General features: G+C 36.9%; 15 protein-coding genes and 10 tRNA genes. 23 read left to right on the top strand and 2 right to left on the bottom strand.

Annotated features, from left to right (window positions below):
- Positions 1 to 6 precede the first annotated feature (6 nt).
- Positions 7 to 1056 (top strand): MBL fold metallo-hydrolase, encoded by a 1050-nt coding sequence (locus OL225_RS18195; RefSeq protein ID WP_264519157.1) that lies wholly within the window; start codon positions 7 to 9, stop codon positions 1054 to 1056.
- 90 nt (positions 1057 to 1146) lie between these two features.
- Here the strand turns inward: OL225_RS18195 and OL225_RS18190 are convergent, their stop codons facing one another.
- The gene (locus OL225_RS18190) at positions 1147 to 1986 is read right to left on the bottom strand and encodes a DUF4822 domain-containing protein (RefSeq protein WP_264519156.1); all 840 of its coding nucleotides are present in this window, start codon (positions 1984 to 1986) and stop codon (positions 1147 to 1149) included.
- A gap of 266 nt (positions 1987 to 2252) precedes the next feature.
- Here OL225_RS18190 and OL225_RS18185 point away from each other — a divergent pair, with 266 nt between their 5' ends.
- The 3 genes from OL225_RS18185 to OL225_RS18175 all read left to right on the top strand — a co-directional run bounded on the left by OL225_RS18185 (position 2253) and on the right by OL225_RS18175 (position 4636).
- Positions 2253 to 2966, top strand: a complete 714-nt coding sequence (locus tag OL225_RS18185) for a DUF434 domain-containing protein (protein WP_264519155.1) — start codon at positions 2253 to 2255, stop codon at positions 2964 to 2966.
- Between the two features lie 3 nt (positions 2967 to 2969).
- Complete coding sequence (locus tag OL225_RS18180; protein ID WP_264519154.1) at positions 2970 to 3620, top strand: hypothetical protein; 651 nt, start codon at positions 2970 to 2972, stop codon at positions 3618 to 3620.
- Between the two features lie 230 nt (positions 3621 to 3850).
- Complete coding sequence (locus OL225_RS18175) at positions 3851 to 4636, top strand: TatD family hydrolase (RefSeq protein WP_264519153.1); 786 nt, start codon at positions 3851 to 3853, stop codon at positions 4634 to 4636.
- 59 nt (positions 4637 to 4695) lie between these two features.
- Here OL225_RS18175 and deoD read toward each other — a convergent pair whose 3' ends face one another.
- Positions 4696 to 5406, bottom strand: a complete 711-nt coding sequence (gene deoD, locus OL225_RS18170; RefSeq protein ID WP_047377779.1) for a purine-nucleoside phosphorylase — start codon at positions 5404 to 5406, stop codon at positions 4696 to 4698.
- Between the two features lie 261 nt (positions 5407 to 5667).
- Here deoD and OL225_RS18165 point away from each other — a divergent pair, with 261 nt between their 5' ends.
- The 19 genes from OL225_RS18165 to OL225_RS18075 all read left to right on the top strand — a co-directional run bounded on the left by OL225_RS18165 (position 5668) and on the right by OL225_RS18075 (position 16822).
- Entirely contained in the window at positions 5668 to 6057 is a 390-nt protein-coding gene (locus tag OL225_RS18165) for a VOC family protein (protein WP_264519152.1), read from the top strand.
- Positions 6058 to 6392: 335 nt separating this feature from the next.
- The gene (locus OL225_RS18160; RefSeq protein ID WP_264519151.1) at positions 6393 to 7049 is read left to right on the top strand and encodes a hypothetical protein; all 657 of its coding nucleotides are present in this window, start codon (positions 6393 to 6395) and stop codon (positions 7047 to 7049) included.
- The gene (locus OL225_RS18155; protein WP_264519150.1) at positions 7036 to 7617 is read left to right on the top strand and encodes a DUF4919 domain-containing protein; all 582 of its coding nucleotides are present in this window, start codon (positions 7036 to 7038) and stop codon (positions 7615 to 7617) included. Before OL225_RS18160 ends, OL225_RS18155 begins: the two co-directional genes overlap by 14 nt.
- A 12-nt stretch (positions 7618 to 7629) precedes the next feature.
- Positions 7630 to 8763, top strand: coding sequence for an AAA family ATPase (locus OL225_RS18150; protein WP_264519149.1), 1134 nt, complete (start codon positions 7630 to 7632; stop codon positions 8761 to 8763).
- A complete protein-coding gene (locus OL225_RS18145; RefSeq protein ID WP_264519148.1) occupies positions 8736 to 9479 on the top strand; it encodes a hypothetical protein in 744 nt (247 codons plus the stop codon). The genes OL225_RS18150 and OL225_RS18145 overlap by 28 nt, the downstream gene beginning before the upstream one ends.
- On the top strand, positions 9470 to 11848 hold the full coding sequence (locus OL225_RS18140; protein WP_264519147.1) for a hypothetical protein: 2379 nt from the start codon (positions 9470 to 9472) through the stop codon (positions 11846 to 11848). The genes OL225_RS18145 and OL225_RS18140 overlap by 10 nt, the downstream gene beginning before the upstream one ends.
- A complete protein-coding gene (locus tag OL225_RS18135) occupies positions 11838 to 13535 on the top strand; it encodes an APC family permease (RefSeq protein WP_264519146.1) in 1698 nt (565 codons plus the stop codon). Before OL225_RS18140 ends, OL225_RS18135 begins: the two co-directional genes overlap by 11 nt.
- Positions 13528 to 14550, top strand: coding sequence for a soluble NSF attachment family protein (locus OL225_RS18130; protein ID WP_264519145.1), 1023 nt, complete (start codon positions 13528 to 13530; stop codon positions 14548 to 14550). The genes OL225_RS18135 and OL225_RS18130 overlap by 8 nt, the downstream gene beginning before the upstream one ends.
- 225 nt (positions 14551 to 14775) lie before the next feature.
- A complete protein-coding gene (locus OL225_RS18125) occupies positions 14776 to 14904 on the top strand; it encodes a hypothetical protein (protein WP_047377786.1) in 129 nt (42 codons plus the stop codon).
- A 570-nt stretch (positions 14905 to 15474) separates the two neighbouring features.
- Positions 15475 to 15547: transfer RNA gene (locus tag OL225_RS18120), tRNA-His, on the top strand.
- Positions 15548 to 15556: 9 nt separating this feature from the next.
- A tRNA-Ile gene (locus OL225_RS18115) sits at positions 15557 to 15630 on the top strand.
- Positions 15631 to 15704: 74 nt separating this feature from the next.
- Positions 15705 to 15778: transfer RNA gene (locus OL225_RS18110), tRNA-Lys, on the top strand.
- Between the two features lie 7 nt (positions 15779 to 15785).
- A tRNA-Arg gene (locus OL225_RS18105) sits at positions 15786 to 15859 on the top strand.
- 69 nt (positions 15860 to 15928) lie between these two features.
- Positions 15929 to 16000 (top strand) — tRNA-Pro (locus OL225_RS18100).
- A 6-nt stretch (positions 16001 to 16006) separates the two neighbouring features.
- Positions 16007 to 16078: transfer RNA gene (locus tag OL225_RS18095), tRNA-Glu, on the top strand.
- Positions 16079 to 16083: 5 nt separating this feature from the next.
- Positions 16084 to 16157: transfer RNA gene (locus OL225_RS18090), tRNA-Ile, on the top strand.
- Positions 16158 to 16161: 4 nt separating this feature from the next.
- Positions 16162 to 16233: transfer RNA gene (locus tag OL225_RS18085), tRNA-Asn, on the top strand.
- Between the two features lie 220 nt (positions 16234 to 16453).
- Positions 16454 to 16535, top strand: a tRNA-Cys gene (locus OL225_RS18080).
- A 203-nt stretch (positions 16536 to 16738) separates the two neighbouring features.
- A tRNA-Tyr gene (locus OL225_RS18075) sits at positions 16739 to 16822 on the top strand.
- Positions 16823 to 16899 lie beyond the last annotated feature (77 nt).

Below are 16899 nucleotides of genomic sequence, written 5' to 3'. Positions count from 1 at the left end.
AAGGGAATGAAAAATTTAAAAAAACAGCTCGGGCAGTTTCCCGACGAAAAAAGAAAAGAATATTTCAATACACTTCCCAATTATCTCAATGGGAGATTTCAGAATATATTGACAACACCTGCTTTACTGGAAGGGGAAAGTATGACCAAGGTTCTTTTCCACACCTTATGCAAAGTAGAAAATACTTCACCAAAAACAGCACTTCCATTTATCGTAACAGATCTGAAGAACCTTCAGCCCGAAGAAAATGTTTTGGTATGGTTCGGGCACAGTTCCTATTTTATACAGGTAGATGGTAAAAAATTTCTGATAGATCCCGTTTTCAGCGGAAATGCTTCTCCGATGCCGGGTTCCATCAAAGCTTTTCAGGGCGCCGATTATTATAAACCGGAACATATGCCGGAAATAGACTTTCTGCTCATCTCGCATGACCACTGGGATCATCTCGATTATAAAACCGTTCAGGAATTAAAAGATAAAGTAGGAAAAGTCATTTGTGGTTTGGGTACAGGCCAGCATTTTGAATACTGGGGCTGGAACTTTGACAAAATCATCGAAAAAAACTGGTGGGAAAGCATAGACATTGCAGAAGGTTTCAGAATCACACTTACTCCTGCAAGACACTTTTCAGGAAGATTGCTGAACCGTAATATCTCACTATGGACTTCATTTGTTTTAAAAACACCTACGAAAAAACTATTTCTGGGTGGTGACAGCGGTTATGGAAATCATTTCACAGAAATTGGAGATCAATACGGACCGTTTGATCTGGCCATCATGGAAAACGGACAGTATAACGAAAAGTGGCCATATATTCACACTTTGCCGGATCAGCTTATCACAGAAATTAAAGAATTGAAAGCCAAAAATTTTATCCCCGTACATAATTCTAAATTCAAGCTGGCACAGCATGCATGGTATGAACCTTTAACCCTTGCATCAAAACATGCAGAAGAAAACAATGTACCGATTACTCTTCCAATGATAGGAGAAAAAGTAGATCTCGATCAGTTGGGAACCATAACCTGGAAAAAATGGTGGGAAGAATATATGTAATGAATTATCAACAATCCATTTTTTTAATTTTAAAAATAAAAACCTGCTCAGTAATGGGCAGGTTTTTTCCTTATTATAAAAAAATAATCACTACAAAGGCTCTTTATGGTTTACCTTCGTATGAATAATGTCGTAAAATACAGCTGGGTTTGCCGCATCAGGAGTAATTCTGTAGGTGAATGTTGTTTCGTTCAGAAGCAGAATATCCACAACACGGGTAAAAGTAGGCGTGGTAAGTGTTCTCTTCTTTCCATCCGGAGAAATCGACCATGTACCTTCAGATCTCAATACATCATTTAATCCGAAAATTTTAAAAGTTCCGTTAGCTTTGAAGTAAGAATATCCTACATATCCGGCCACACTGGCATCTGTAAGTGCCACATTATTTCCACTTTTATCCTTAGCACTGGTAGTTTCCCATGGCGTAGAAGCTAGTGTAAGCTGTCCATTAGTTGGTTCTGCATGAGAAGTTCTCATATGGATGATGTCATAATAAACTGACGGATCACTGGAGTTAGGACGGATTCTGTACGTAAATTCATTTCTGTTTAAAACAAGAATTTCAACATCACGGGTGAAAATAGTTGTTCCATCCGGGTTCAATGCGGCTATAGTTCTTGTTTTTCCCTGTGCATCTACAGACCATGTTCCCATAGATCTCAGCACATCCGTAAGACTGTAAATAGCAAATTTCCCATCTGCTTTGAAATATGCAAAACCTACATATCCAGCCACACTGGCATCTGTAAGTGCTACATTATTTCCACTTTTATCCTTGGCTCCGGTTGTTTCCCATGGAGTGGAAGATAGTACCTGTGAGGGAGTCTGCTGTTCAATAATAATTTCATTGTCATCGCTTGAACATGCAACGAAAGATGCTGATAACAGCATGGATGCAGACAGATAACATAATTTTTTCAGTGTATTCATAAGGGTATTTTTTAAGTCTTTGCAAACTTATCCGTAATAAATATCAAAACGTTGTACAAAATATCTCTTTTGTTGTAGAAAACATAACAGATCAGGAATTGGAATGAAAGAAACAATGTTAACCTTGAATTCTGTTTAAGGTGTTGACTTGATAAGCATTACTATTGAATGAGCACAATTCCTCTCTTTTGACGGGGAAGTCTCTTACATTGCCAATAAAATCTATTTCTTACCCTAAAAATTCACCAAAAATTCTATTTTTGAATATGAATAACAGAAACCGCGGAAAAAATACAGGAGATGACACTCTGTTTGGTTCAGAGAAGCAGATCGGCAAGCTGAAACTGGCTGTTGAGGACATGCGGTATCTTTTAACCAGAGAATATCCGGAAAAAGCAGCTTCTGAACTTGTTGGAAACAGATATAGATTGAAAACCCGTCAGATACAAGCTTTGCGAGGGGCGTCTGCATCAGATTTACAACTTTACAATAGACGGTTGAAACACGTGGAAACCTTAGATTTAAAAGGAAAAACAGTTTATCTCGATGGCTTTAATGTCCTTATCCTGTTGGAAAGTCTGCTTTCTGAAGCTTATATATTTGAAGGATTGGATGGCTGTATCCGGGACCTTTCCGGAGTTCATGGAACGTATAAAAGAGTAAATCAGACTTTAAGAGCGATAGAACTGGTTGCTGCCTTTTATCAGAAAAATCAGATTCAGAAGCTTGTCTGGATCTTTGACAAACCGGTTTCCAACAGTGGACGAATTAAACAGATTATTCTTGAATTTGCGGAGCAGCAACAGCTCAATTGGGAAGCTGATCTGCAGTTTAATCCGGATAAGTTTTTAGCGGAAAGTTCAGAGATTATTATTTCTTCTGATGCCTGGATTCTGGATCACTGTAAAGAATGGTTTAATCTGATCGGCTATTTGATCAGAGAAGAAAAGCTTCCTGTTAATGTGATTAAAATGCTGTAAAATATGAACCTGTTTGATCCCTATATTTCCCTGTTTTCTGAAGAATGGAAAGACAAATACCAAGGTGTTTTAGCTAAAGAACATCTGAAAACTTTGGAAAAAAATCTTCATAGGTTTAAGGAGAATACTTTAGAAATGAATTTGCCTTATTTTAATGAAGAAATAATCACTGACAAGCAGGAAAGCTTTGCAAAATTCATTGATATTCTTGAAAGTAATGACTCAGATGAGGTGAAAACAGAATTTCTGGAAGCAATTCCGTTTGAACATTGGCTGAATATCTTAGGACAAAGATTGACCTCAGCAAGCATCCGTGATGAAAATGCAATTCCACCTTTGAAAACAATACTTATCAATGCCTGTCAGGAACCTTTCAATAGTGAAATTACCATTGCACAGAGGGCCTGGGAAAAACATATCGGAAGAATGGATGACGATTTCTGGGGAGAAATCAAAGGAAACAACCAGCAGAAACAAGAAAAAGTAATGACAAAAATTCATGAGATTCTTGACAATAGAACCTGGTGGAATGTTTTCTTCCATTATAAACATGAACTAGTTTTTGAAGTTCGCGAAAAAGAAGGCCATGGAATCCGATGGAGCCACGGAGGAACAAAACTGATCGGTTTTCTGGAAAAATTCATCAATGAATAAAACATAAACATCTGCGTCATCTGCGTGAAATGAACTAGCAAATAAGACAGATTGACATATTTTTTTATTTTAAGTTTTCTGTTTTTTTTCTGATACGTAAAAACATTGCGTATTAAGCTTGTAGTTTTGCAAACATGAAATAGAAGCTGCAGGTTTTTTCAGAACAGAATGCTGCCAGCTTCCATTTTTTATATTTGAAAACAACATTTAATAAAAAAGTAAAAAAACAAATGAACACTTACATTGATATTGGCATTAATCTGACCAATAAACAGTTCTATAATGAACACGACGAAATTATCAACCGCGCTTTGGACCAGGGTGTAGAACATATGATCCTCACGGGAACCAGCGTAAGAGGAAGCAAAGAATCCGCTGAGATTGCAGAAGAATATCCGGAAATTTTATTTTCAACAGCCGGAATTCATCCCCATGATGCCAAATCTTTTAATGAACAAAGCATCAGCGAACTCAGAAAATTGTTAAAGCAGGATCACGTAATTTCAGTAGGAGAGTGCGGACTTGACTTTGACCGTGATTTCTCTCCGAGACCCATACAGGAAAAATGTTATCAGGCCCACCTGGAACTCGCAATACAAGTCAATAAACCGCTTTTTCTTCATGAAAGATCAGCATTTAAAAGGTTTAATGAGATCACAGATGAATATCTTTCTCAATTGCCCGAAGCCGTTGTACACTGTTTTACCGGGACATTGGATGAGGCAAAGATTTATCTCGATAAAGGATTTTATTTAGGATTTACCGGAGCCATTAGTGATGAAAAAAGATTTAAACACCTTGAAGACGTTATAAAATATGCACCTCTTGACAGAATGATGATTGAAACGGATGCCCCTTTTATGCTTCCGAAGAATATGCCCAGAATGCAAAACAGACGGAATGAACCATCCTTTTTACCTTATGTAGCACAAACAATTGCCTACCTGAAGAAGATCAGCATTTCCGAAGTCGCAGACGAGACTACAGAAACGGCCAGAAATTTTTTCAGGCTATAAAAAAGAGCTCTACTGATAAAGTAAAGCTCTTTTTTTATAAGCAGAATTGTCTTCGTCTTTTACAAACTCTTTATTGCCGATTCCAAAGCCAGTTCCATCATTGGATTTAAGGCTTTTTCTCTTTCGTCAGCAGAGATTTTCTCATGGGTAGGAATGATATCCGTTACCGTAAGAATAGTCGCTGCATTCTTTCCTAAATGCTGAGCATTGGCAAATAAACCGAATGCTTCCATTTCTACTGCAGGACAGTTGTATTTTGTTGCAATTTCAGGAGTAGCAGGATCTTTTCTGTAGAAAATATCACTACTGTGAATGTTGATTGCTTTAGCATTTAATGATAATTCTTTAGCTGTTTCATTGATAGTACTAAAGATATTCCCCTGGTGAGGAAGGATTTCATCTTCAATTCCCCATGCATATTTGGCATAAGTACTTTCGCTGGCAGCATTTTCAATATTTAAAATATCAAAAAGTTTAAGATCCGTATTGTAAGCACCACAAGTCCCAATTCTGATGATCGTATCTACTTCATATTCTGTAAACAGTTCAAAAGAATAGATCCCGATGCTTGGGAATCCCATTCCACTGGCTCCTACAGTGATCTCCTTACCTTTATAAAGGCCCGTATAATAAAAAATCCCTCTGGTTTTGCTTACCAGTTTTGCATTTTCTAAATAATTTTCAGCAATATACTGTGCACGAAGCGGATCCCCCGGCTGCAATACTACTTTAGCAATTTCTCCTTTTTTTGCACTGATGTGAATACTCATAATGTTATTTTGAATGAGCAAAGATAATAACTTTTAGATTGTCTCTGTGATTACGATAATGGAAACAATGAAGCCATCTCATATCAACAGAATATATAAGATGTTATCAATAAATGCCTTAAATAATCTTATATATGCAGTCTTTTGTAGAATTCAAAACGTAATATGGTAAATATAGAACAATAAAAGAATAATGTGGAGCAGGTATGGTGAAATCGGTCAGACTAGTTTTGCAGAAGTAAAACAATAAAATTTTTAAAAATGAAAATAGAGCATATTGCTATTTGGGTCAAAGACCTTGAAAAATCCAGAACATTTTACCAGAAATATTTCGGAGCTGTGTCCAATGAAAAATACCATAATCCTGTCAAAAATTTTCAGTCTTACTTTTTAAGTTTTAATAATGGCTGCCGTCTTGAAATAATGACTAAACCGGATCTCAAAGAAAGTGGAAACTCTTACGAATCTCAGCAATACGGAATCATTCATCTTGCATTTTCGGTAAACAGTAAAGAAAAAGTAGACGAACTTACGGAAGTGTTAAGAAAAGACGGATACACTGTTGCCGGAGAGCCACGCACTACCGGAGACGGCTATTATGAAAGCGTAATCCTAGATCCGGAAAATAATATTATTGAAATCGTGGCCTAAACCGTCATTGCGAGGAGCTTCAGCGACGAAGCAATCTAATAGCTTGGAAAACGCAAAGACGCAAAACTTAATCCATACTGTGTATTAAGGCGCAAAGATTTTATCTCCGATAAAATTAATACTATAAATTATAATCCTGATAAAACAAATTATTAAGTGATATCCCTGCTGAAAATCTTTGATTTTCTAGCGCCTTAAAAACAGTATAATAGATTTCAGCTTAGCGCCTTTGCGTTTTCCAACATTATAATTAAAAGCAGAGAATTCCATATTTAACATGAATCTTCTCCATAAAAATTTTATTCTCAACGAAATAATTTTATTTTTGTTAGATCATGGAAACCAAGTCACCGTTTTTAGACACGATCTTTTTGCTTCGTAAAGAAGAATGTATTACTCTTTTTTCAAGCTTACAGAAAATTTCCCCTCAGGAAGAGGCGGAAGCCGGAGACTATTTTGACATAGAATTCGAAAAAGAGCGACTTGAGTTTTTGTCAGACCAATTCACCTGCAGCAAAGAAGCTGCTGTTTGGGCGGCAAAAGTTCTCTACCATAGCACACAGCTTTACCTGATCCGAGAAAATACAGAGAAAGATATTCAAAATCTTATTCCCGGATTCAAAGGAACACGGGACATTTCTTCTATTTTATCCGCAGATTTATCACTGAGGTTTTTACCGCAGATAATAGTTGCCTTAAATACGGTTGACCCTGAAGATCCACTGATTGCAAGACTGGAGGATATTCTGGCACAGTTTCACTATTCAGGAATAGGGTATGATCTCGATCTGAAAAATGTAAACTGGAAGGAAGAATTGAAAGACAAAACCTACAGAAAACTATATCTGGAAAGAATTGTTGAAAAAAAAGATTATAAACTGGCGGAAATTCCGTTAATCAATAAACTAATAACTGCTGAATTCGGAATATACAAAGACGCATTCTGGCGAGAACTAAAAACGATAACCGAAGACCACAATGAAAACGTATGAGAAAGTATTTGAATTTTTAACTGACCCCACAAAAGAAACCTTCCTGAAGTGCCGTGAGCTGGTAATCAATGATCCTGAATATGATCCTTATTCCGAAGATATTGAAAATATCCAGAATTTACTCAATGAAGGAAAATTTGAAGAGGTTATACAATATGTAAATGTCAATATTCTGTTAAGTCCGAGAGCACATATCTATAAATATTTTGCGTACAAGGAACTGGGTGATGAAAAAGGGAGGAGTATTGAAATGACAATCACTCAGATTATTTTTGAATGCCTTGAGAAGACAGGAAACGGAACTAAAGATTCTCCCTATATTATTACAAGAATTTCCGATGAAAGAGATCTGATCAGACATCATCTCAATAAACAGGATGTATCGCAAAATCTGGTCAAAGATGGAGCTAAAATCATGGATGCGCTTACCCTGGATGATGGAACGCAATTGTACTTTGACATCAAAGATCCCTATCATAGACTTGCTTTTTCGTTCAGCAAAAGAAATGAGCAGGCGGAAAGTAAAGATGTAGAGAAAGTTCAAAAGAAAAAATGGTGGAAATTTTAATTTTTTAAATCAATGAATCAAAATATAAATCAACTCAATACAGTTCTTAACTACGTAAAAGAAACTTTTGTAGGCAAAAATGATGTTGTAGATCTATTGGGAATATGCCTTTTGGCGAGAGAAAATGCCTTTTTGTACGGGCCTCCGGGTACAGCAAAATCAGCTATTGTCAGGACTCTGGCAAAAACAGTGAAAGACGGGAAAAACTTTGAATATTTATTAACCCGCTTTACAGAACCGAACGAAATCTTCGGACCTTTTGATATCAGAAAACTGAAAGAAGGAGAACTCCTAACCAATACAGAAGGAATGATGCCTGAAGCTTCCATGGTTTTCCTGGATGAGATATTCAATGCCAATTCTGCTATTCTGAACTCACTTTTAATGGCACTCAATGAGAAGATTTTTAAAAGAGGAAAAGAAACCAAGCATTTACCCGCATTGATGTTCGTAGGAGCAAGTAACGTTCTTCCGGAAGATGAAGCGTTGAACGCATTGTTTGATCGTTTTCTTGTGAGAATCAATGTAGATTACGTAAAACCTGAACTATTACAGCAGGTGCTTTTAGCCGGAAGAAAACTTGAGAATGATGAAGAAGTGGAAATTCCGGAAATTCACGCTGATGAGATCAGGCAGCTTCAGAACCTGTGCAGAGCAATAGACCTTAAACCCATATATGAAGTCTATCTGAATACCATTATGAGCCTTAGGAATACTGGAATTGCCATTTCAGACCGTAGAGCAGTAAAACTTCAGAACCTGATCGCAGCAAGTGCCCTGATCTGTGGAAGAAAAGAAGCGGTACTTTCCGATCTTTGGGTATTGAAACATATCTGGGATACAGAAGAACAGATTGAAATTCTGGAAGGGATTATCAACAGAACGATCGAGAAAGATGATCACCCGGATTCACATCCACAAGCGATGCAGAACAAAACACCTAATCCAGAGGAAGTCATGAAAGATGTGACAATTCTTGTGGAAAAATGGAATGGCGGAATGCTGAGCTTTGAAGAACAGAATGTGATTAAAGATAAACTGAGATACTTACAGACCCGCTGTGACTGGATCAGAAATCCGGAGCAGAAACAGTATATCCAGCAAGAAATTGAAAGCTTATGGCAGAAGATTCTTCAAAGCGTTTAAAAGAATTCTGGGCGGAGCTTCCCCGTGCTGATGAAGATTTTCTAGGCTCAATTAGAGACTGGAAAAATGTTCAGATTGCTGTAGATGATGACACAATCTGGCTGAAAGACTTTACCGATGAACAGGCCGCAGCCCCGGAAATACAACAGTTACCTGACTTCATCCTGTATGAACTTAGGGATGGTCTTTTATTCAGGAAAGAAGCTTTGGTTCCGAGTAAAAAAATGAGGACAGCATTGCTTTGGATACCTATAGACAAGGCATTGCAGCTTAGTTTTTCACCTTTCAATCAAAATTATTTTGGAATTCAGGAACAGGTTCTGGTAAGATTAAAAGAAAGCAATGAAGAGCAGCCCGTAATTGCTTTATTAAGCAATATTGCTGATATTAAAGAAAGCATCGCAGCATTACCCAAGTTTAAACTGGAAAAAATAAAATGGACTTTGCTGGGAGATAAAGCTCTGTTTATAGGAGCTCCTCTGCTAAGCTTTCCCGGAAAAACATACTGGACCAAAGACAGACATTTACTGCCGGCAGGTCTGGATTTTGAATTTAAAAATGTAAGTACGCTGTTGCAGCAGAAATATAATAAAAAACCGGAAGGATGGTTGCTTTGGGATGAAAATGGAGATTACCTTTTAATAAAAGAAACAGATTTCCGCCCATTGTCCGTAAGCTCATTCCGTCTTACAGAAAAATCAAGAGAATGGAATTAAAGTTCTATTTCCAGTCCTATGAAAATTACTTCTGGGAATGGAAAACTGATGAAGATATTCCCGGAGATTCCGGATACCATGACAATAATCTCCTCTCAGTTCCAGGTGTGGGAGCGATAGCTTACAGGCCTTATGTGATGGAGATTCTTAAAGAGCTTCAGCCACAGGGGTGGCCTCCTTTTGGAGCATTGCTTATGGTTTTGTATGCCATGCAGGACGGCTATATTGATTTTGCCGGCCCATTGAGACGTACAGCTGAGTTTTATAGCGGAGAAGATTTTGAATTCAATGTGGAAAAACAAATTGAATTTCTTGAAAAAATAGAAGCGCTTCCCAAAATTTACAAGCAAAAACAGAACAGAATTGTACTGTTGCAGACCTTATTCAACAATAGCCACAACAGAATATCTTCATTGAACTCTGAAGCTAATATAAGAATCTATTATAAGCGGCCGCATGAGCTGGCTTTCAGCGCAGAAAAAAAGGATGCTGCTCCATTTGTTTTAAACAAAGATTTTAGCGCTTTAGATCTGAATGAAAAGTTTCCTACTGTACAATCTATCATGGATGCTGTGAAGGGGCTGGTTGACGAACCCGAGCTGGATGATGAGGTGGTAGAAGAAGAAACAACGGCGGATACTGATAAAGATTTCATCAAAGAATTAATTGAAGAACCAAAGACATTTCAGGTTGGAAGTCTCATCAAAAGAATATGGAGCGGTCTGAAAATTCCGATGCGCCACCTTTCTCCCGGAGAACAACCCATTGGAGGAATTTCTGATATGACCAACAAAGGTGATTTTCACAGGATGCTTCTCTCCGAATTTGCGAATGAAGATGATGTCTTCATGAATCGTGTTGCCAATAATGAAGCGCTTTATATTCAAAGGGAGATTCCACCTGAAGAAAATATTTTTGAAAGAATTATCCTTATTGATACCTCCCTCAGAAACTGGGGAACACCAAAAGTATTGGCTTTTGCCTCAGCAATAGCCATTATCAAACATCCGAAAGCCCATTCTGAATGTAAAGTCTTTGCTTTAGGACAGGCAGGTGTTCCGATTGCACTTAGCAAAGTGGAAGAAGTAGTGGAAAACCTGAATCAGGTAAGTCCGGTTTTGGAAGTGTCAGAAGCCCTGGAAAAGTTTTTTAATGAAAACCATTCAGAAAAGGATATTGAAGTATTCTTCATGACGCATCAGGATAATATGAATGATGAAAAAATTCAGAGGGTTGTACATCAGAACAGAGATCAACTGAAGTTTTTGGTGACTACCACTTCAGATGGTGAGATTAATTTTTACAAGCATCACAAAGGAGCGAGAAAACATATTCAGAAAATAAAGCTTCCACTGCAGGAGCTGTGGGCCAATCCGCCGCAGCAAAAACAATCTGTTCAAAACTTTAACGGAAAGAAAACAGATCTTCCGCAAAACTATCCGATTTTATTTCCAACACCTGTTAATAAGATCGCCAAGTTTTTATATGAAGGAGAGTTTTTCATTCTGAGTTCGAAAAAGCAGCTATTGAAGACGTATCTTTCTGATAACTATTACGACAAACATTCATACGATTACTATAAAACACATCATGGCTGTGAAGTTTTATTTGACAATATTTCCATAAAACCCAAGGGACAGTTTGCGCTTGCAAAAAACAAACAGCAGCACTTTATTCTTTGCCAGTATCAGTCTGACCAAAAATTAATATCAAAGCTTAATCTTAATACAAGAGAATATTCTGAGCAGAATCTTACAGGGATGAATATTCCGGAGTACTACAAACTGCTTTATTTTGGACGAAGTTTTTACCTGCATCACCCGGATAATTCTACTCACTATAAAATAAACAGAGATGGAAATATCTCTGTGGAACCTATTACCGGAAAAGATAAAGAATTTGAAAAAAATAATATAAAGGCCGAAGCGGAAGTTGCCAAACTGAAGGAAAGCGGACTGAAGATTATTAATAATTTCAACAAAATAGGAATCAATCAATATGAAAATCTGGTTATTTCCGGACATGAATTGTACAGTTCTGCAGAAAATACACTGGATTTTTCCAAAAATAAGTATGATATTAAAATTTTTGCTGAGCAAAATAAAAATAAATTTACATTTCCCGATGGAAGCGAAATCATTACAGATTCACGGGGAATGCTGGCTTTCCGGAGCAGCAACAAGAGCATTGAAGAATTTTTCATTCCTTCCACAGCTCATGGATTCCTCTCTTTGGCAACTTATGCTGAATTTGGAGGATCAGAATATTATCTTCCGGAACACGCCCTGTTGAAAGTAAGAACAATGGATGATATGTGCGACAGGTTTTTAAAACCGTTTATAGAACAGATTTTGGATTATGGAGCTTAGAATAAAACCTTTCCCGAAAAATAACTATCCCAAAACGGGGCTTTTGATCAGAGGCTCTTCACCTGTGGTATGGCTTCAGGAAATGGAAATGCTTGGAATTAATTTAAGTCAGGTAAGATCTTATGCAATTCCGGGCAACAGTCCCAATGTGCTTTACGGTTGTTTCCTTGTTTTTACTAATGATGCCCCGCAGGAAATAGGTAGGAATTCTTACTTCCAGTGTGTAGATAACAAGCTTTTTATCCCTGAAAATACTACTTTTTATCCCAAAATAAACCCGGAAGACTGGGCACAGCTTGATTCCCGTTTTCTGATTATGCATCCTGAATTCGGACTGGTAAAATTATCTGAAGAAATCGACTGGATTTCATTACTTCAGCAGCCCGGTATTATAAATGAAAGCATCAGAAAACCACTGAATGGAGTTTCAATCCCTCAAAAAATTGAAAGCTATACAGTTGAAATAGATGATGAAAAAGTGATGGAAGCATTACAGCCAAAGCAAACGGAAGAAGAATGGATGAATAACCTGCCGTTTGATCTTAAAAAAGTAATGGCCGGGAATAAAAAAGAAATAGAAAAGTATTTACAATATATTGAAAAATATCCTGAACGGGCAGTAGAATTAGGTGTTTCACTTGACGTTATGGGAACTTCCAGAGGAGATGGCTTAGGAAAATTTACATGGCTGGAAGGATTATTTGGCGGAGGTGCAGGAGGTAAAACCGAAAGTGCAGGAACAAGGAATTTTCGAAGAATATTCTGGGCAGTTATTATTGTGGCTATAGTCCTAAAGATTGCATTACCTTCAGATAAAAATGATTCCGAACAGGAAGAAAATGTTGCCTCTTCGGGAAAAATTGCAGACAATGCTGTAAAAGCACCTTCTGATATGGTTGCTTTCCAGTCCGGAACTTCGGAAATTGATCTGAAGATAGACTCTATGTATCATCAGGAGAGAAAAGTATTGTCCAAAGAACTTATTCACGCCGGGATTATAGAATCTAAAACAGAAAAAGACAAAGAAAATTATAAAAAAGCCGGTGGAAGAGATGTAAGTGAAATAGGAAGTGACATCGAAAAACTTGTTAATAAAGAAAAACAAAGCAGAGACTCTCTTAAAACTATTTATACCCAAAAGATCACAAAACATCTGGAACAAAATACAGAAAAACTGAAACGTAAAATTTCAGATTCTCTCAAGCAGTATATCAAAGGAAAACCTGTGAACGGAGAAGTCGTAAAATTTCTGCTTAAAAAGAGAAAGGCCCTGATGGCTGATTCTCTGGGAAAACTTTACGGGACATTGGATATTGTAGACCCTTCTTCTGCTTTAACTGACAAATCTAAGGTGAAAGGAATAGGACCGGAAGGTTCTCCATTGGAGAAAAAAGCCCCGGTTTCAGATATTATGTACATGGTTATCCTGATGATTGCAGGAGTGGGATTGTATTTGTTCTTATTTAAAAATAAATCATTAAACCTTGGTGGTGATAATGTACCTGTATGGGTGAAGTTTATTTTAATAGCAATCCTTGTGGTGATGCTGGTGTACTTATTTTATCCTTTGGTAAAAACGTTTGGGTACAACTGGTTTGTATGGGTTCTGGTGATTTGTGTAATGCTACTCCTTTATCGTCTTTTCCGGGAAGATAAAACCATTTTAAACTCCGATGATGATGAATAAACAGAAATTTATAGACAAGTTTATGGCGGCATTTGTATTGCTGGCCATGTTTAAGGTCATTGGAATCGTAGCTCAGCTATTTCATGAAAGCTTTTGGAGTGTAGTCGGAACATTAGCTATTTTCTTAATTGTAGCCTTTATTATCCTTCTCGTGATTACTTCTTTAAAAGATAAAGAACAAAACAACAGAAATTCAGCAGGAAGAAAAGGCAGTGGAAGCAGCAGTTTCTATCTTGAAAACTCACTTTTTGACAGAATCCGGAGCAAATACGAAGAACTCGCCGAAAAATATATTGCCGAAAACGATTATAAAAAAGCAGCCAGAGTCTATATGAATCTTTTGCAAGATAATTACAGAGGCGCAAAAACGCTGGAAAATGGTGGGTTCTACAATGAAGCAGCCGTAGTCTATCTTAAAAAGCTGAACAATAAATCCGATGCAGCAACCTGCTATGAAAAAGCCAAACAATACAAAAAAGCCATTGACCTCTATAAAGAAATGGAGCAGAAAGAAAAAGTAGGTGATCTCTATAAAGAAATCAACGATCTTAAAAACGCCCACAATTATTATCAGATGGTTGCAGATGACTACACCGTCAATAATCAGATGGTGAAAGCTTCCTTGGTATACCGTAAAAAAATGGAGAAAACGGAAGAAGCACAAAAAGTACTGTTGAAAGGCTGGGAAGAAGATAAAGATGCATTCAATTGTTTGAATAACTACTTTGCCAATATCTTTGACATTAAAAAACTGGAATCTGAGATCCAGCATTTATATCAAAAAACTCCGGCTCACAAAAAGATTACTTTTCTGGAGGCTCTGAAATATGAATTCAAAAAAGATCCTAAATTGCATACGGCAACCAGAAATATCGCCTATGAGATCATTGCTGAAAAAGTAGCTACTCGTTCCGAAATTGTAAACGAACTGAAATTTTTTAATCCCGATGATGAGGTAATTCTCAAAGATATTTCGAGATTTAAAACAGGAAGAAATAAAATGTTCAGGAATTAAATATTTAAAGATTGAAGAATTTAAAAATTAAAGAAAAACTTCTGCTTCATCAAATCAATGTTAATTGATTCCCCTTAGCTCCCTAAAAATAAGAAACTCTTGAACTTAAAACTTTGCGTTTAAAAAAGCATTATACATAAGTATCAGAAACACCCTTTTTATTACCCTTCCTTGTGAAAATGATAAAATAATATCAAAAAAGATTTATCTTTGCCCCAGAAAATTATGACAATACAAAGAGCACATATCAATGCAGAACTATGCGAAAGTCCTTCTACGAAAGGGTTATTCGGGTATGATGAGATGATATGGAATGAGGCGAAATGTGCTGACTTTGGAAATTATTTACTGTAAACTTGTAAAAATTTAATCAAAATACAACAGAAACGTCTCGAAAAATCGAGGCGTTTTTTGTTTTTTAGGTCAGAAATTATTTAGAATGAAAAAAAATAACTATAAACATGAAAATTTTTTAACAAAGAATGAAACTTTAATACGATAAAATAGAGTGATAAGCAACCCGGTGAGAGACAGTCATTTAGGTAATTAAGATATCTGCAAAATATTGCGGACAGAAATTCTCTACTCTAAAATTAACATGTAATTAATTGATTATCAGTTATTTAATTTGAGAATTTATTTGCAGATTCCAAAAATTCATATTTACTTTGCAACCGAAAATTGAAAGCAACAGGTTTTCAGGATTCAATTAAAAATAATTTAGAAACAAACAAAAATAAAATGAAACAGTTACACAACATATTCAATCATTATTCAAGACTATTCGGACAAGAGCCGACAGGTGTTGCGTGTATTCTTGAAAGTGGAATTGTGGATAAAAGGTGCTTATATACGTGGGTCAGCTAATGATCTCTTACGTTAAAATATATGAAGCGCCTCCCGAAAAGAGGCGTTTTTTTTTTTGGTTTCTTTAGCTTATTTGGTAAAGCGCCGGTCTGTGGAACCGGAGAACAGGGTTCGATCCCCGGAGATACCCCAAGTATAAAATCTCATAGCTCAATTGGTTAGAGCACCGACCTGATACGTCGAAGGTTGAAGGTTCGATTCCTTCTGGGATTACAAAAATGTGAATTCTGAAATTAAAAATTGACAAGCGAAGCGAATTGATTATTGACGATTCACAAAATTAAAATAATCTCATAGCTCAAATGGTTAGAGCACCGGTCTTTTAAACCGGGGGTTGAAAGTTCAAATCTTTCTGGGGTTACAAAAACGGTTCCGTAGCTCAACCGGATAGAGCATGGGTTTTCTAAACCCAGGGCTAGAGGTTCAAATCCTCTCGGAATCACAAAAGAGGTTCATGGAAAATTTCCAATCCGGCTGTCTCCCGGAAAAGAAACAGAAATGGACCCCAAAGCTGGAAAGATAACGGTGGTTGTTTACCCGTCTTGGACGCGGGAGGTCGCAAGTTCGAATCTTGCTTTCCAGACAATTTGTTCCATTAGCATAGTGGTAAGTGCATTCGGCTTTCTACCGAACGACAAGGGTTCGATCCCCTTATGGAATACAAATGATTTCGTAGCTCAAGTGGTTAGAGTGTCGGTCTGATACGCCGAAGGTTGAAGGTTCGAGTCCTTCCGGAATTACAATGATTTTGTAGCTCAATGGCAGAGCACCGGTCTGTTAAACCGGAAGTTGAAAGTTCGAGTCTTTCCAGAATCGCAGGTAACTAATTGTTAATTGTTTCAGGAGAAAAAGTAAAAGTTTGTCGAGAGCAGAAGATCTTTACGCCAAACACGAAAAATACAGACAGACTTTTCTTCTCTCCGGATTAATTAGAAATTAAAGAATATCATTTATAAATTTTTAGGTAAAAATAAAGTTTGTCAAGCGTAGAAGTTCTTATATCAAATAAATTAAGACAGACTTTATTTTTTAATCTGATGGTTCGCCGAAGTGGAAGAGTCGGGGCGGTCTGCAAAACCGTTGTGTAAACTGAGTGGGTTTGAATCCCATAACCATCTCAAAGAAAGACGAGATATTAGAAAAGATAGTACAGATGAAATATCATCACTCTTAAGAAATATCCTTTATTAATAAAAGAAAAAGGCTGTCGAGCGCAGAAGATCTTTAGTTAAACATTCAATATAAAGACAGACCTTTTCCTTTTTTGAAAGGAAAAATGAGGAATTACTTATTATTCATTGCTAATTGCTCATAAAAATCCGGAAGTACGCCGAAGTTGGAGAGTCGGGGCAGACTGTAAATCTGTTGCTTCATAGCTGAGTAGGTTCGAATCCTACTACTTCCACCCAACCACTGGTAATGTAATGGCAGCATGCAGGAAATGTACTCTTGTTGTTTAGGTTCGATTCCTGGTCAGTGGGT

This window comes from Chryseobacterium viscerum, assembly GCF_025949665.1.
Taxonomy (GTDB): domain Bacteria; phylum Bacteroidota; class Bacteroidia; order Flavobacteriales; family Weeksellaceae; genus Chryseobacterium; species Chryseobacterium viscerum_A.
This window is presented reverse-complemented; position numbering and strand designations above follow the sequence as displayed.

Bases quoted from the DNA above. Each gene is read 5' to 3' on its own strand.
- OL225_RS18195 (WP_264519157.1), top strand. From the start codon at position 7: ATGAAAAATTTAAAAAAACAGCTCGGGCAGTTTCCCGACGAAAAAAGA.
- OL225_RS18190 (WP_264519156.1), bottom strand. From the start codon at position 1,986: ATGAATACACTGAAAAAATTATGTTATCTGTCTGCATCCATGCTGTTA.
- OL225_RS18185 (WP_264519155.1), top strand. From the start codon at position 2,253: ATGAATAACAGAAACCGCGGAAAAAATACAGGAGATGACACTCTGTTT.
- OL225_RS18180 (WP_264519154.1), top strand. From the start codon at position 2,970: ATGAACCTGTTTGATCCCTATATTTCCCTGTTTTCTGAAGAATGGAAA.
- OL225_RS18175 (WP_264519153.1), top strand. From the start codon at position 3,851: ATGAACACTTACATTGATATTGGCATTAATCTGACCAATAAACAGTTC.
- deoD (WP_047377779.1), bottom strand. From the start codon at position 5,406: ATGAGTATTCACATCAGTGCAAAAAAAGGAGAAATTGCTAAAGTAGTA.
- OL225_RS18165 (WP_264519152.1), top strand. From the start codon at position 5,668: ATGAAAATAGAGCATATTGCTATTTGGGTCAAAGACCTTGAAAAATCC.
- OL225_RS18160 (WP_264519151.1), top strand. From the start codon at position 6,393: ATGGAAACCAAGTCACCGTTTTTAGACACGATCTTTTTGCTTCGTAAA.
- OL225_RS18155 (WP_264519150.1), top strand. From the start codon at position 7,036: ATGAAAACGTATGAGAAAGTATTTGAATTTTTAACTGACCCCACAAAA.
- OL225_RS18150 (WP_264519149.1), top strand. From the start codon at position 7,630: ATGAATCAAAATATAAATCAACTCAATACAGTTCTTAACTACGTAAAA.
- OL225_RS18145 (WP_264519148.1), top strand. From the start codon at position 8,736: ATGGCAGAAGATTCTTCAAAGCGTTTAAAAGAATTCTGGGCGGAGCTT.
- OL225_RS18140 (WP_264519147.1), top strand. From the start codon at position 9,470: ATGGAATTAAAGTTCTATTTCCAGTCCTATGAAAATTACTTCTGGGAA.
- OL225_RS18135 (WP_264519146.1), top strand. From the start codon at position 11,838: ATGGAGCTTAGAATAAAACCTTTCCCGAAAAATAACTATCCCAAAACG.
- OL225_RS18130 (WP_264519145.1), top strand. From the start codon at position 13,528: ATGAATAAACAGAAATTTATAGACAAGTTTATGGCGGCATTTGTATTG.
- OL225_RS18125 (WP_047377786.1), top strand. From the start codon at position 14,776: ATGACAATACAAAGAGCACATATCAATGCAGAACTATGCGAAAGTCCT.